Origin of the sequence: Treponema sp. (assembly GCF_052169735.1) — a bacterium.
In the GTDB taxonomy this organism is placed as follows: domain Bacteria; phylum Spirochaetota; class Spirochaetia; order Treponematales; family Treponemataceae; genus Treponema.
Window position 1 is genome coordinate 18,203 of record NZ_JBQNBW010000025.1, and the last position, 15,811, is coordinate 34,013.

The 15,811-nt window shown below is 44.3% G+C and carries 13 protein-coding genes; 10 read left to right on the forward strand and 3 right to left on the reverse strand.

The window, feature by feature from the left end:
* The first annotated feature begins 27 nt into the window (after positions 1–27).
* From ACTTJ8_RS05725 to folK, 3 genes are read left to right on the forward strand one after another with little or no spacing between them, the layout of a single operon-like run.
* The gene (locus tag ACTTJ8_RS05725; protein ID WP_442715965.1) at positions 28–1,137 is read left to right on the forward strand and encodes an LptF/LptG family permease; all 1,110 of its coding nucleotides are present in this window, start codon (positions 28–30) and stop codon (positions 1,135–1,137) included.
* Positions 1,134–2,204 carry an LptF/LptG family permease gene (locus ACTTJ8_RS05730; RefSeq protein ID WP_442715964.1) on the forward strand — a complete coding sequence of 357 codons (1,071 nt, stop codon included), beginning with the start codon at positions 1,134–1,136 and terminating at the stop codon, positions 2,202–2,204. Before ACTTJ8_RS05725 ends, ACTTJ8_RS05730 begins: the two co-directional genes overlap by 4 nt.
* Before the next feature lie 4 nt (positions 2,205–2,208).
* Positions 2,209–2,694 (forward strand): 2-amino-4-hydroxy-6-hydroxymethyldihydropteridine diphosphokinase, encoded by a 486-nt coding sequence (folK, locus tag ACTTJ8_RS05735; RefSeq protein ID WP_442718614.1) that lies wholly within the window; start codon positions 2,209–2,211, stop codon positions 2,692–2,694.
* 9 nt (positions 2,695–2,703) lie between these two features.
* Here the strand turns inward: folK and recA are convergent, their stop codons facing one another.
* On the reverse strand, positions 2,704–4,083 hold the full coding sequence (gene recA, locus ACTTJ8_RS05740) for a recombinase RecA (protein WP_442720584.1): 1,380 nt from the start codon (positions 4,081–4,083) through the stop codon (positions 2,704–2,706).
* Between the two features lie 522 nt (positions 4,084–4,605).
* Between recA and ACTTJ8_RS05745 the strand changes: the two genes are divergently transcribed.
* The 7 genes from ACTTJ8_RS05745 (at position 4,606) to ACTTJ8_RS05775 (ending at position 13,374) form a co-directional block, all read left to right on the forward strand.
* The gene (locus tag ACTTJ8_RS05745; RefSeq protein ID WP_442715961.1) at positions 4,606–6,555 is read left to right on the forward strand and encodes an NAD(+) synthase; all 1,950 of its coding nucleotides are present in this window, start codon (positions 4,606–4,608) and stop codon (positions 6,553–6,555) included.
* A gap of 12 nt (positions 6,556–6,567) precedes the next feature.
* On the forward strand, positions 6,568–7,188 hold the full coding sequence (locus tag ACTTJ8_RS05750) for a DedA family protein (RefSeq protein ID WP_442720585.1): 621 nt from the start codon (positions 6,568–6,570) through the stop codon (positions 7,186–7,188).
* A 209-nt stretch (positions 7,189–7,397) separates the two neighbouring features.
* Complete coding sequence (locus ACTTJ8_RS05755; protein ID WP_442715985.1) at positions 7,398–8,399, forward strand: AAA family ATPase; 1,002 nt, start codon at positions 7,398–7,400, stop codon at positions 8,397–8,399.
* Between the two features lie 62 nt (positions 8,400–8,461).
* Positions 8,462–10,465: a transketolase gene (tkt, locus tag ACTTJ8_RS05760; protein WP_442720590.1), complete on the forward strand. Its 2,004-nt coding sequence runs from the start codon at positions 8,462–8,464 to the stop codon at positions 10,463–10,465.
* 238 nt (positions 10,466–10,703) lie between these two features.
* Positions 10,704–11,246: a hypothetical protein gene (locus tag ACTTJ8_RS05765; RefSeq protein WP_442720586.1), complete on the forward strand. Its 543-nt coding sequence runs from the start codon at positions 10,704–10,706 to the stop codon at positions 11,244–11,246.
* A gap of 140 nt (positions 11,247–11,386) precedes the next feature.
* The gene (gene yhdJ, locus ACTTJ8_RS05770) at positions 11,387–12,244 is read left to right on the forward strand and encodes an adenine-specific DNA-methyltransferase (RefSeq protein WP_442720587.1); all 858 of its coding nucleotides are present in this window, start codon (positions 11,387–11,389) and stop codon (positions 12,242–12,244) included.
* Between the two features lie 8 nt (positions 12,245–12,252).
* On the forward strand, positions 12,253–13,374 hold the full coding sequence (locus ACTTJ8_RS05775; protein ID WP_442720588.1) for a hypothetical protein: 1,122 nt from the start codon (positions 12,253–12,255) through the stop codon (positions 13,372–13,374).
* Between the two features lie 66 nt (positions 13,375–13,440).
* On the opposite strand, the gene ACTTJ8_RS05780 is transcribed toward ACTTJ8_RS05775, so the two are convergent.
* Together ACTTJ8_RS05780 and murQ are read right to left on the reverse strand one after the other, a co-directional pair.
* Complete coding sequence (locus tag ACTTJ8_RS05780) at positions 13,441–14,367, reverse strand: N-acetylglucosamine kinase (protein WP_442720589.1); 927 nt, start codon at positions 14,365–14,367, stop codon at positions 13,441–13,443.
* Positions 14,368–15,279, reverse strand: coding sequence for an N-acetylmuramic acid 6-phosphate etherase (gene murQ / locus ACTTJ8_RS05785; RefSeq protein ID WP_487248074.1), 912 nt, complete (start codon positions 15,277–15,279; stop codon positions 14,368–14,370).
* Between the last annotated feature and the right edge of the window lie 532 nt (positions 15,280–15,811).

Sequence of the window (15,811 nt, forward strand, 5' to 3'; positions counted from 1 at the left end):
GCTAACCGGAAGAAGAAAGTGATTGGGATGAGACAAAAATTACTCTTTTTGTATATCGCAAAAGAAATGCTTCTGTATTTTTTTGTGTGCTTTTTATTTTTCTTCTTCATTTTCTTTGTCAATAATATTTTACTGTTGGCAGAGGATATTTTATCTAAACAGGCTCCGTTTAAAGATGTCGGATTACTGATGCTGTATTCCCTGCCTGCGGTTATCGCTAATGCAGCCCCCTTTGCCGCCTTAGTGGGAACCCTCATGGGAATAGGCAGGTTTGTCAGCGATTTGGAATTTCTTTCGATGAATGCCTTGGGTATTTCTACCCGGTTTTTAATGCTGCCGGTACTGCTGGTTGGTGTGTTTATTTCGATCATATCTTTTTTTACCAATGATGTGCTGCTGCCTGCCAGTGCGGTAAATTTTAGACGGGTGTACTGGGACATTGCAACTTCGACTCCTGCATTGGAACTCGAATCTTATTCGATAAAACGTAATCACAATGCTGTTGTCGTATCAGGGCTGATCAAAGACGGGAAAATTCATAATTTACTGATTGTAGATAAAAATGCCGAACAGGCATCCCGCGTATTAGGTACCCATGTTGCAAACATAGATAAATCTGATGATCCTGCTATTGTTATGTCGCTCAATATGAACAATCCACGCTTGTTGATTCTAAATGCTTCAGACCGTAAAAAGTACGATACGGTGAGCGGGGAAGCGGTAATCTATAATGTACTGGCAAAGAGTATCAAATCATCGTATTTTAATACGATTGGTCCCTCTGAAATGTCTTCGTTTGATCTGTATAAAGACGTAAAAGAAAAACGGGAACAAAATGAGGATAAACGCATACTCAATATTTATCAGATGGAACTGCATAAAAAATTTTCAATACCTTTCGGCGCTTTCTTTTTTGTCTTGCTGGCATTTGCTATCAGCAGTGCCGGAAAGGTGCATAACCAAAGTGTAGGGTTTATTTTAGGGCTTTTAATTGCGGTTGCTTATTGGGCGTTATTTATGGGCGGGCAAACCTTGTGCTTGCGGCTTGATTGGGACGGTACTGCTGCGATGTGGCTGCCGAATATGATGCTGTTTGCAGCTTCTGTTGTTCTATTAGGGAAAAAGTTATTCAAATGAAAATGTTACAACGATATTTATTGCGTCTCTTTTTTCCCGTTTTTATTGTTGCGCTGCTTTTTTTTATTTTACTGCTTGAATTAGGAGATCTTTTTACCAACCTTGCGCAATATTTGCAAAATCAAGTAGGTTTTTTGACACTGCTGCGGGTAATGTACCTCTATTTGCCAAAGTGTGTTTCGTTTGCAACACCGCTTGCCGTTTTGTTTGCCGGTTCGTATACCATGGGCAATATGTATGCAAAGAATGAACTCACCTCCATCTTTGCTTCCGGGATGCCGCTTGCCGTACTGGTTACCCCGCTGGTTATATCCGGTTTTTTGTTGTCAATCGGTATGTTCTATTTTGAAGATCATATTCTGATTCATTTTCAGCGCCAGAAGATTGCGCTCGTCAATGCGCTTTTGGAGCCTCAGCAGGATTTAAACAGCAGTGATCTGGTGATTCTTTCGGAGTCCGGAACAATCGTGTATTTTGCAGATTATTATGATGACAGTCAAAAAGAGCTGAATAATGTCCTGATCGTGATGCGGACAGAAGAGGGAGAAATTATCCGGGTGGTGAAGGCGGCTACGGCGCGGTGGCGCAATGATTATTGGGAGCTGACCGATAAGGCGGTATATACTTTTGTCGGCGGGGCTGAGGTACTGTATGAAGATAGCATTGATGATAGGCTTTTTACCGAACCGCCTGAAACATTTCAACGGAATATCACCTCAATCGACGAAATGACAACGGCACAGGCGAAAGTTTTTATTGATAATCTTAAAAAAATAGGGGCTCCCTATCATGAATATCTTTCACAATATTACCGGAGGTTTTCATTCCCGTTTACGATCTTTATCGTGCTCTTTTTTTCGGTTTCGGTGGGCGGGCGCTTTAAAAAGAATATCCTACTGATGAGCCTTCTGTTCAGTTTGTCTCTTGCAACCCTCTATTATGTAACGGAAATGATGACCATGCTGTTTGCGAAGTGGGAATATATTTCTCCGCTGGCGGGTGCATCACTGCCATTTTTCATTTTTACGCTGCTGAGTATCGGTATGCTGAAAATAGCGCGGACGTAGCAGTATGGAAACAATTATATTGGGACTCGGTTCAAATCGGGGAGATTCAAAAGCGATACTTGCTGCGGCGGTGGAGCGGCTATCCGCTGTGCTAACGGGATTGCGTGCTTCTTCTCTGTATATTACCAAGCCGCAGGATTATTTTGATCAAGACGATTTTTATAATATGGTAGTATCCGGCGGTTATACAGGCACGCCCGCTGATCTCCTTGCTGCTGTCCAACATATTGAGGCTGACTATGGGCGGAATAGGGCAGGTGAAATTCCGAAAGGGCCCCGCACCCTTGATATTGATATTCTTTTTTTTGGACAGCAGCAGGTTTCTCTCCAAGAACCGCCGCTTACCATACCGCACCCGGCTGTGTACCGGCGTGCGTTTGCACTGATACCATTGCTGGAATTGCACCCTGATTATTGTGATCCGGTAAGCAAGACCCCTCTTGCGGTTATGCTTGCCGGACTTGAAGATCAGGGGGTTAGAAAAGCATAGCTCAAATAACTAAAATAATTCGTTATCGCCATCAAAACCGGTACTCGGTTTAGGTTTGTGTGCCGGAGCGGCATCCAGTGTTTGAGCTTTTTCGGCAGCAAGAGAGGCTTTTTCCAGCATGGATTTTTTTCCTTTGGTAGAAGTATCTTCTGCTTTTATCTCTGTATCTGCTGTTTCAGTGTTTTTTAGCGAAACTGATGATTTACCGGCAGCCGTATCTTCGGCATTTTTTGAGGAAGCTGCCGATTTTCCTGAGCCGGCGGTCTTGCCTGCCTGTCCCGTACCGGATTGCTGTGTGCTATCCGTTCCGGCTGCTTGTTCATTCACAGCAAAACTCGATACATATTTTTGATTCGGGAAAAGCTGGGCGCGGAGTGTTTTTTCAAGGTCGATCGCAATTTCCGGATTATTTTCTAAAAATTTTACCGCATTATCGTGTCCTTGCCCTATCTTATCTTCCTTATATGAGTACCATGCGCCTTTTTTATCAATCAGTTCATACTTAACTGCACAGTCAAGGAGGCTGCCGTAGGGGGATATACCTTTCCCAAAGAGGATTTCAAGCTCTACTTTCCGGAACGGCGGGGCAACCTTGTTCTTTACTACCTTAATCCGCACCTTGTTTCCCCATGCTTCATCCTCATCTTTACCGAGTACCTCACCTTTACGGACTTCGACCCGTACCGATGCATAAAATTTCAGCGCATTGCCGCCGGTTGTTGTTTCAGGATTTCCGTATGAGACTCCAATTTTCATACGGATCTGATTGATAAAGATCAAAATACATTTTGAGCGGGAGATAATAGCTGTCAGCTTGCGCAGCGCTTGACTCATAAGCCGTGCCTGCAAGCCCATGTGTGAATCACCCATTTCTCCATCGATTTCTGCCTGCGGTGTCAGAGCCGCTACCGAGTCTACAACGATAACATCTACAGCGCCGGAACGCACCAGGTTTTCGGTTATTTCGAGGGCTTGCTCTCCTGCATCGGGCTGTGCTACCCAGAGCTCATCAATATTCACACCGAGTTTTTGCGCATACTGAGGGTCGAGTGCATGTTCAGCATCCACGAAGGCGGCGATTCCGCCTCTTTTTTGCGCTTCGGCAACAACGTGCAGTGCAAGCGTGGTTTTTCCTGAAGACTCCGGCCCGAAGATTTCAATAATCCGTCCGCGCGGATATCCGCCGATACCAAGTGCTTCATCAAGTAAAATACTGCCTGAGGGAATTACCTCGATACCGCTCGTTTCAGTCTTTGATCCCAGCTTCATCAGAGAGCCTTTTCCAAACTCTTTTTCAATTTGCAGCCGTGCTGCTTCCAGCGCTTTAAGTTTTTCATCTGTGTCGGTAATATTTGTAACTTGATTTATTTCCGATTTTGTTTTAGCCATGTTGATGCCTCCATGCTGTAATTCGTTTAACCGCTTCACAATGTGATGTACCGTGTGCGTATCTTATTCATATTTATAGTGTTATATATCGCCGATGCGGTTTCGGCTAAAGGAATCCGCTCAAAGGGATATTTTTTATTTTTGAAAAGCTGATGCACAATTTATTCGTGCCGAAGGGATAATACTACGGCACTTTGCCTTGTTTATTCTGAATGCAGCCCTTCTATGTTTTCTTTTATAACATAATCACGGCTATCAATTCAAGAAGCCGTATGGTTCCTGCATCAACTTGCTGTAGCGATGGGAATTGAGCGCCCGATATGATTTATGGTACACTAGATATGTTCGCAACTAAATTTAAAGAAAACTTCTTAAAAACTGATTCACAATCCGCGTTAGCAGATACGATAAATCATTTCCTTACAGAACAAGCCGATAGGCTTGATGTTTTTAGAGGTTTCCAACTATGTTGCCGAATAGGTTTACTATTCCGTGCAGTATTTGTTTTAACCGAGGTGAAAGATGACAATACATGATTATGGATTTTACCGGCTTGCAGCAGTTGTGCCGCCGTGTACAGTGGGGGATTGTGCCAAGAATGCCGGATATATTATCAGCCTTTTGCAGAAAAGCGCCGACTTGGGAGCTGATCTTGCGGTATTCCCAGCTCTTGCGTTGACTTCGGCGAGCTGCGGAGACCTTTTTACGCAGCGGGTTCTTCTCCGTGCAGCAGAGGAGCAGCTTGCCTTTATTGTGAAGCAAACGGCGCTCCTTCCTATTGCCGGTGTTGTAGGTGTACCGGTTTATGTTGACGGCAGTATCTATAGCGCTGCAGCAGTGTTCAGCAGGGGGACTATCTATGGCATTGTGCCTCTGGACGGCAGGGATAATGCTGCGTTTTCTTCGTATACCGGCAGTACTACCGAAACTCTTTTTCCGGCATTGCAAAATACTGCTATTCCCTTTGGCGCTGATATGGTTTTTGCGTTTGAAGGCGGGCAGTTTTCGTTTACGGTAGGAAATCAGTGCGGTGCAGCGTTGTATGTAGAGCCGTTGGCAAAGTCTTCTTTTGCCGGCTCTTTTACTGAGTTCTGCCGTCATGCAGCTGCTCAATCAAAGCACGGACATAATGCTTATGTGTTTGTCAATGCCGGCTGGGGAGAATCAACTACCGATACCGTGTGCGCCGGCGAGCGCGGCATCTATGAAAATGGAGAGCTTCTTGCAACGGGGAGTGGCTTTGAGCTTTCTTCTTTTGCAACGGCAGATAATCCTGGTTTTATCGGCTATACTGATGAATCTGCCATCACTCTTGCCGATATAGATTGCGAATCAGCAGCTATTGCAGCCCGTACGCGCACAGGATACAGCCGTATTCCTATACCGGCGCTCCCTTCACGCGGTGTACTGCTCATCCGTCCGCGCAATCCTTGTCCCTTTATTCCGCTTAGTATTCAAAAGGGCGGACATGCGCGGGAAGTCTTTTTTTCACAGGTGTTAGAGCTTCAAGCGAGAGGACTTGCAAAACGAATGCATCATACCGGCTGTACTAAAACAGTTGTCGGTGTTTCCGGCGGTTTAGATTCTACATTAGCACTCTTTATTGCCGTACTTGCTTCCCGGATGCTGAAAATCTCAAATGTTTCTGTAACTGCAATAACCATGCCGGGCTTTGGTACTACCGCCCGTACTAAGTCAAATGCGCTCCGCCTTGCCGAATTGCTTGGCTGTACTGTTCTTACCATTCCGATAGAAAAGGCTCTTGTGCAGCATTTTACAGATATTGATCATCCTGCTGATCTTTGCAACACGGTTTATGAAAACGCACAAGCGCGGGAACGCACCCAAATTTTAATGGATAAGGCTAATCAGCTCGGCGCTTTACTGGTTGGTACCGGAGATCTTTCCGAATCGGCGCTAGGCTGGGAAACCTATAATGGAGATCACATGTCGATGTACAATGTGAATGCCGGTATTCCAAAGACAATTCTGCGGCATTGCATCCGTTATGCAGCATCGCATCCTGCTGTATTCTTCCCTGATGAAGCGCGGTATACGGAGGCTGAAGGTATTGTCCGCGATATTCTTGACACTCCCATTAGTCCCGAATTGCTGCCTGCCCAAGATCAAACCATTGTGCAAAAGACTGAAGATATCCTCGGTCCTTATGAACTGCATGATTTCTTCCTGTATTACCTCCTGCATACGGATTTTTCACCGGCAAAGATACTTTTACTTGCAGAACACTGTTTTATATCAGATACTAAACCACGGTATACGCGTCAGCAAATCATCGGCTGCATGAGGCTGTTTTACCGTCGCTTCTTCTCTCAGCAGTTTAAGCGTTCTTGTGCTGTTGATGGACCGGCAGTAGGATTCGGCAGTTTTTCTCCCCGTACCGCATGGAGGATGCCGAGTGATATGAGCGCTGCCGTTTGGCTGAACGAACTTGAACAATTATCAGAGATGTGATAGATTCCGCTAATGTTTCAGGCATGTACCCTGTGGATAGGCAATTATATTTCCTATTTTCCATTAGTTATTTTTATAAGTTTATTTTTGGGAGGGTTTAACCTCCCTATTTCAGAAGATTTGATTGTGATTAGTACGGCGCTGCTTTGTAAGCAAGAAGCCGCGTCTATCCCTTCGTTTTGTCTTGCACTCTATACAGGCGCTATCCTGAGCGATTATCTCGTATATTTTTGGGGATGGCTTTTAGGCCACAGATGCATCCGCATAAAATTCTTTTCTAAACTAATAAATAAAGAGAGAGTACAGCGCATATCCGATCAATTGGAACGGCACGGATTTTTAACCTTTTTGTTTGGACGTTTTATTCCATTTGGTATTCGGAATATCATCACGATGACATCGGGTTTCGTCGGATTTCCGTTTTATAAGTTTGCAGCCTTTGATGCAATTGCTGCAATATGTAATATTTCTGCGCTCTTTTGGCTTGTCTACTTTCTTGGGAAAAGAGGCGGTCTGGTTATGAAAATTATCGGTATTATAGCATTGTTGATCTTTATCGGGGTATGCATTTATATTATGGGGGCAAAAAAGATTCTTATGACTCCTCGAAACAAAAACAGCGGAACTCTCTGAGAACTGCAGCTGATTTGAGGAATTGCTATAAAGCCGAAGTACAAGGGCAGCAAATTTGTGACTGCAAAGTTCATTTTTTGAAATTCATGGCAGTATCCTTATTATTGTCCGTGCAGTAACTTCTAAAAATAAACTGCAAAAGATACTAATTGAGAAACTTTAAAACAATCCTTGCGCAGAATGAAAAATTCGCATACACTTATAAAGATATGGAAGGTTCACAAAGCGAGGCGCTGCAATGTGCAGCTGCATTAAAGAAGCAAATGGCTGTGTCTGTAATCGGGCAGGAACAGCTTATCAATGATATTCTTATTGCCTATATTGCAGGCGGTCATGTTTTGCTCGAAGGTGCGCCCGGACTTGCTAAAACACTGACGGTGCGGACATTTGCAGAGCTGTCTCAGCTGACGTTTAAGCGTATTCAGTTTACACCGGATCTGCTGCCTGCCGATCTTACCGGCACCCTTATTTTTGACCCGAATGCACGCCGTTTTTCAGTGCGCCGGGGACCGCTTTTTGCGCACGTTGTATTGGCTGACGAAATTAACCGCGCTCCGGCAAAGGTGCAGTCCGCATTGCTGGAAGCTATGGCAGAAGGGCAGGTAACCATCGGTGAGCACAGCTACCCCCTGTCGCAGCCTTTTTTTGTGCTGGCAACGCAGAACCCTATTGAGCAAGAAGGTACCTATCCTTTACCCGAAGCGGAACTCGACCGTTTTCTCTTTAAGCTTTTTGTACCCTATCCAAAACCTGCGGATGAGCTGGTGATTATGCTGAAAAGTGCCGGGATTACGGCATCGGCGAAAAAAGATGAGCAAAGCGGCGCTGCTCCTGTGCTGCCGGTAGAGGCGTTACAGATACTCCGTCTGGCGGCAGACCGGGTTCGCTGCACGGAGGGGCTGCAAACCTATATGGTGTCGCTTGTTGCAGCTACCCGCCCCATTGAGGAAAAACATACGGAACTGCCGCGGGGGAGTTACTTGAGCTATATCACTGTTGGAGCTTCTCCCCGTGCGAGTATTGCCTTGTACCGCTGTGCAAAAGTGCGGGCATTGCTCAATGGGCGTGACTATGTACTGCCTGAGGATGTAAAAGCGCTTGCTTATCCCATTTTGCGTCATCGTTTAAAGCTTTCGTACGAGGCAAGTGCGGAAAATATCAGTGCCGATGAAATTATTGCGGAGCTGCTGGAACTTATCCCCCAGCCTTAAAATACACGGGAACCTCTAAACTCGTGAGTTTTGAGGAGATTCCCGCCCCTTTTGGAGGAATGATGAATAAAGAACTTGATGCTATAGCCCTTTCAATACGGAGCCTTTCCATTGACGCAATCGAAAAAGCAAATTCCGGACATCCCGGTTTGCCGCTCGGAGCTGCTGAGCTTGCAGCGGTTTTATATGGAAAACTATTACGGCATAATCCTCAGAACCCTCAGTGGGTAGACCGCGACCGGTTTATTTTATCTGCCGGACACGGATCAATGCTGTTATATTCGATTTTGCACTTATCAGGGTATGATCTCAGTCTTGATGACATCCGCTCGTTCCGGCAGGTTGGTTCCCGCTGTCCCGGGCATCCTGAATACGGTATGACTCCAGGGGTTGAGGCAACAACGGGACCGCTGGGACAGGGAATTGCAACGGCAGTCGGTATGGCAGTGGCGGAATCTATGCTTGCTGCCCGGTTCAACACTGCGGATTACACCATCGTTGACCACTATACCTATGCGCTTGTCGGCGAAGGCTGTTTGATGGAAGGGGTTTCTTCCGAAGCATCGAGTCTTGCCGGGACGCTGAAACTGGGCAAACTCATTGTATACTATGATCAAAATAAGATAACGATTGACGGTTCCACCGATATTGCCTTTACGGAAGATATTGCAAAGCGGTACGAGTCTTACGGCTGGCAGGTACTGCACGGATCAATGTATTCCTACAGTGATATAGAAACACTGACCGAGCAGGCGAAAAAAGATCCGCGTCCGTCGCTGATTATGCTGGACTCGGTGATAGGGAAGGGGGCGCCTGCGGTGGAAGGAACTGCGGCAGCTCACGGCGCTCCGCTTGGAAAGGAAAAACTTGCACAGGCAAAGGAGCATTTGGGACTTAATCCCGCGGAGCAGTTCTTTGTTGCTCCTGAAGCATACGCCTATTTTGCCGACCGGAAAAAAGGTTTTGAAAAACAGGAAGCGGACTGGAATACCCGTTTTGCTGCATGGAGCGCCGCCCATCCTGCACTGCGTAAAGAATGGGATGGCTTTTTTGAGGGAGGCGGTATTGATCGGAAGGTATTGGATGGCGTTGCCGACCCCGTTTTTAAGGTTGGGGAGCAGATTGCAACGCGGGCTGCTTCAAAGACTGCATTGAATGTCTTTGCAAAAGCATTTCCCAATTTGGTCGGCGGTTCAGCTGATTTACAGGGACCTAATGCGGTTGCTCTGCAGGATGTGCGGACGTATACCGCAGATTCTCGGGATGGGCGGTATATCCACTTCGGTATTAGAGAGTTTGCGATGGCTGCTATTACCAACGGTATTCAGCTGCATGGCGGTTTCCGTGCGTTCTGTGCAACCTTTGCGGTGTTCTCAGACTATCTCCGCCCGGCGCTCCGGCTTGCGGCATTGATGAAGATCCCTTCAATCTATGTTTTAACACACGATTCAATCTTTGTCGGAGAGGATGGCCCCACGCACCAGCCGGTTGAGGTACTCGCAAGCCTCCGGGCTATTCCTAATGTGCTTGTGCTCCGTCCTGCTGATGCGGAGGAAACCGCCGTTGCATGGCGGATGGCGCTTGAGCAAAAAGACCGTCCTACCTGTCTTTTATTAAGCCGCCAAAACCTACCGGTATTGCAAAAGGCTGATCCTGACTGGAAGACACTGATGAAAAATTCCGGCGCTTATATTATACGGAATACGGAAGGTTCCCCCGATGTTACGGTTCTGGCAACCGGTTCGGAGGTGAGTATGGCGTGCGAAGCTGCCGGGCTTGCGGCTCCTCAGCAGGTTCGGGTTGTATCTGTGCCCTCGAAAGAACTGCTGGATACGGCAAGCGATACATACCGGAAGCAGCTCGCGGGAGACGCTTCCCATCGGTCGATAGTAGCGGAAGCCGGGGTTAAACAAGGCTGGGAAGGCTGGGTACTCGATCCCCGTATGGATATTGTCTCGATTGACCGCTTTGGAGAATCAGGGCCGGCGAAAAAGGTTGCCGAACACCTGGGCTTTACAGCGGAAGCGCTTGCTGCCCGTATCTGCGGCAAATGCGGTGATGTATGATATAGCGGTTCCTTAAAAACAGAGAAAGGAGAGATGCTATGAAGAAAACGCTTCTGGGTGTTGTGCTGTTTGCTGGGTTGTGTCCACTCTTTGCGTAGACTATTCAAAACGGGGTCCTCGATCTGAGGAACAAAGATTTTACTCGGGAATCCCGCTTTTTAATTAGCGGAAAAATGGGCTTTTATACCGGACAGTTGCGTATCCGCGGGATGTGTACAAGATTGTGCGGCGGGTTATTATGGTTAGCGCAAGTAAAGACACTAAAAAGGCGGAAATTTCTGCACATGAGGCGGATAATACCGGTAAAGTTTTAAAGCATATAAATCAAACCATTCGGGATTCTGCCAGCGCATCTGATGTCCTGATGAAGAGTTTTGAGAATATCAGTGTGCAAGTGAATAATTTCCAAACAACATTAGCGGATGTTTCCTCTTTCTTGCAGGAAATTGATATGCAAACAGAGCGGATGAACACTGCAATGCGTTCTTTAGCAGATCAATCGGGCGATGTCCGTGCTGAACAAACCAAAGCTGATCAATTAAAACAAAAAATTGCAGAGAGTTTTGCCGATTTATCGCAGGCAACTGAAAATGTGAATACCGAGCTAACCGTGATGTTCAACAGTATTCAGAGTCTCACCGATGTAGTGGCAAAAACGCGGGATGTTGAAGCGGAAACAAGCCGCACGATCGGCACACTTAATGCACTGATTACCCACACGGGACATATCGAGGGAATAGAAAATGCCCACAAAAACCCCAGCGGAAGCATTGCAGGATAGCGGTAGATAATACACCTGTTCGATAACTTTGTAGTCAAACAGGTGTATTCGTGCGGCGGAGTAATGCTCACACACTGCGTTGGGGGAGCCAGTAGTGGAACCACTTTATAAAAATCTAAATTTATGCTATAACACACAATATGAAGTCTTATTGTGATAGAAATAATCAAATTATATGTGCAGACGTATTTGAGGGGCTTTCTCAAATTCCTGAAAATTCTGTTGATTTGATATTCATTGATCCGCCATACAATATTGGAAAAAAATTTGATGCAACTATAGATAAATGGACTTCTGATGAAGAATATCTTACATGGTGTTATAAATGGATTGATGCATGCATAAATAAACTAAAAATAACTGGTTCAATGTATATTATGACTTCAACTCAATTTATGCCTTATTTTGATATTTATATACGTTCGAAATTAACTATCCTTTCTAGAATAATTTGGAGCTATGATAGCTCCGGCGTGCAGGCAAAAAAATATTATGGTTCAATGTACGAACCTATTTTGTTTTGTGTAAAAGATAAAAAACAATATTGTTTTAATGCAGATGATATTTTAATTGAAGCAAAAACCGGCTCGAAAAGAAAGCTTATAGATTATAGAAAACCCATACCGACTCAGTATAATACTGAAAAAGTTCCGGGCAATGTATGGAATTTTTCAAGAGTTCGATATCGGATGGATGAATATGAAAATCATCCGACTCAAAAGCCTGTGGCTCTATTAGAAAGAATAATTAAGGCTTCCAGTAATGAAGGAGAAGTTGTTTTGGATCCATTTTCTGGAACTTTTACAACTTCGTATGTTGCAAATTTATTAGGGCGTAAATCTATTGGAATCGATATTTCAGAAGAGTATTTTAAAATCGGACTTCGTAGAGTGTTAAATAAGACTGAATATAACGGTGAAGATATTTCCCGTGAACCAAAAATATATGAAAAAAAAGTATCTCAAGCTCAAGAAACATTGCCTTTTTTATTCGCATAGGAATCAATATGGTTGTTCATGATTTTACTAAAATAATTATTTGTCAAATCGAAAATTTGCTTAACATTGATGGAATGGAAGTTTTACAGGCATCTCCACTATTGGAGTATATCAATATTAAAACAAAATCTGCAAACCGAGGGTCAAAAGCACGCGGTAGTTTTGCGAATCTTTATGCAATGTATGTTTTAGTTGAAGATTATATAAAGGTTGTTTTTGATAACAGAAAAGAATATAAAGATTATGAAGGGGCAGTGTTTTCTGATTTATTTACTCGCCAAAGAGAGTTGCCATTTGGCGATAAGTTACAAAATCATGCATTGAATCATAGATTGAATCAAGAATTTCATAAATATTTTCCAGTTATACAAGAAGCTGTGATTATTCGAGATGTTTCTACAAATAGATATTGGATAAATAAAAATTTTCTTCAAGTTAAAATATCCGGTAAATATTATGACATCAGTAAAATTATAATTAATATTATCAACGAATATATCCAGGTAAAGAAAAATGCTTTTGAAAAATTTATCACTTCTTGTGAAACACTTCAAAAATTACATTTAACAGAGAGAGAAAAAATCTTTTCTTTCATTTCAAGTTTACTTGAACCAAATGTTGATGCACGATTATTTGAGATAGTTAGTTTTGCAATTTTAAAATATTTTTATTGGGACAAAAAAGTTTTTTGGGGTTACGATAAAATTAATCTTCAGGAAGAAAATTTGAAACTTTATAAAACAGGTAGAACTAATGCGAATGATGGCGGTATTGATTTCGTTATGAAACCGCTTGGAAATTTTTATCAAGTAACTGAAACATTGAATGTTAGGAAATATTTTCTTGACATAGATAAACTTGAACATTATCCGGTAAAATTTGTTATAAAAACGAATGAATCTGTTGAAGATATATTAAAATATATTCGGGAAAATGCAATTCAGCAATATGGGATAGAAGTGATTGTTGAACGATATATGAAATCAATTGATGAAGTTATAAACATTCCCATGCTTATTTTGTATTTAAATGAAGTCGATAAACATGGATATTTAGATAAAGTTCTTGATGAAATTATTATTCAAAGTAAAGTAGAATTTAATTATGAAGATAATACACCTGCTCGATAACTTTGTTGTCAAACAGGTGTATTCGTGCGGCGGGGTAATGCTCACAAGCTGCGTTGGGGGAGTCGGTTACTTTGTACCGGGGAGGTTCAACCCCGCGAGGATGCACGCTCCGGTAGCAGCATCAAAGCGGCGGCGGATAAGCCTTACATGCGGAAGAGAGTCGGTGATATATGCGGCAAGCTGCCGTGCAAAAACCGGTTCGTTGTCTAATACCCCGCCGGAAAAGACGAGTTCAACTGCTGTTTCCGAGAATAGGCTGTCATAGACACTGCGGGCGAGGGATGCAAGTTCATGTGCTGCAGTGTGCAGAATAGCTGCTGCTGTTGCATCCCGCTGCCGCGCTGCTTGGAACACGCTTGGGGCAAAGGACGCAATTTTTGACTTATCAAAGCGGGTATAGAGGAAGGGAAAGAGTTCCCGTATGGTATTGATCTGATAGTGAGCAAACAGCATAGGGGTTAGGATAGTAGCAGCTCCGTGGTGTTCCCATGCGGCAGTTGCAGCGCGTATTCCGTCCAGCCCAATTTTAAAGCCGGAGCCTTCATCACTGATAAGGTGCCCAAGCCCTCCTGCCCGTACCGTGTTTCCATGCATATCCATACCTGCTGCGATAGAGCCAGTTCCGCTGACAACAATCATCCCTTCTTTTTTACCGGTTCCGCCGGTAAGAGCGGCGAATGCATCATTACAGAGCATAACCGGCATACGGATGTTTTCACTGAGAAAAAACCGGCGGAAAGAATCTTTTTCGGCATTTTCTGTCAATCCGGCGGAAGCAAAGCAGCCGGCTATGCACTCCCGCACGTCAATATCGTATGCCTCTTGCATTTTCTGAATGAGTGCACGGATATTCATGCAGGCGGGTTCAAAACCTACCGTATAGCGGTTAGTGGAACCTCCCGCAACCCATGCCAGCCGGGTACCATTTGCATCATACACCGCAAGGCGAGATTGGCTCCCGCCGCCGTCAATGCCGAAAAAGCGTGTACTCATTTACTGCCCCTCCTCGTTATAGATTTTAAATGCAGTATTGATATTGTTTTTTCCTTTTTGCAGCAACCTTTCTGCCTCATTCCGTGTAACATGGAGCGCTGCCATTACCACCGCTGTCCGTATTTTTCCCCCTGAAGCGTCGAATATCTGTGCTGCAGTTACCGCTCCGCAGCCGGTGATTTCATCGATCAGCCGTTTTGACCGTTCTATCAGCTTGGTATTGAGCGGCATAAGGTCTATCATAAAGTTATTATATACCTTTCCTAATTTAATCATAGCCGTAGTTGAGATCATATTCAATACCAGTTTCTGTGCAGTACCTGCCTTCATTCTTGTGGAACCGGTAATAATTTCCGGACCAACCGGTAAAAAAACAGTATAGTCGGCAATCTTAAATGTGCAGGACTCTTTGTTGCAGCTCAACGCACCGGTTACGCTGCCGATCGAATGGGCATAACGCATGGCTCCGAGCACATAGGGAGATGAACCTGATGCGGTAATTCCTATCAGCATATCCTGTGCTGAAAATCCGGCAGCGCGGAGCTGTTCGATCCCCATCGAATCATCATCTTCGGCTCCTTCCACAGAGCGCCGGAGAGCCTCATCACCTCCTGCTATAAGCCCTTGAATCATCTCCGGAGAAACTCCGTATGTCGGGGGGCATTCGGATGCATCGAGTACTCCGATTCTGCCCGATGTGCCTGCACCGATATAAAAGAGCCTGCCGTTGTTTTCAAATATCGAAACCGCATGGTCAACAAGCTTTGTAAGCTGCGGAATCGACTGAGCAACAGCATCGGGCACTTTTTTATCCTCGTTATTGATAATCGTCAAAATCTCAACAGTCGTTTTTGTATCGATTTGATATGAAACAGGATTGTTTTGTTCTGTTTCGGGAATACGTTGCATCATAACTACCTTTCCCCCTTTGACAATGCTTTATAGAAGTTTATCTTGTTTTTTCAGTTTTGTGTAGTACGTGTTTGAAAATAAATTTCATCTGATAAAGTATGCCGATAAAAAATGCAGGACATTTGCTAAAGACTATATCTGAGTTTTGAGAAGACACCCTAGTGCTTGTGTTTGTAGAGTGCCGTGTAGGTATAGAAGCAATGTACATCCGTGTACGATGGAAAGAGCGAGTTTCAGCACAGCTGAAACATCGTTTCTTCTGACAGGATGTCAGTGGTTCCATACAATATCGAGTTTTTCGTTTATGAACAACTCGAAGTTCAGCAATGTCCACGGATGGTCATTGCTGAACAATGGCATCCGTGCCACTACTGAAACTCAGTTGCGCAAAAATACTGATAAAAAGTTTCTAGCTTCTTATAATGCGGAATCCCTGAAGACGGAACCGCTCCTATTGACATGAACCGTGCGTTTCGGGATAATCAGCGCGATGCTTGTTTATAGATCATAGTAGGAGTGTATTATGAAGTAT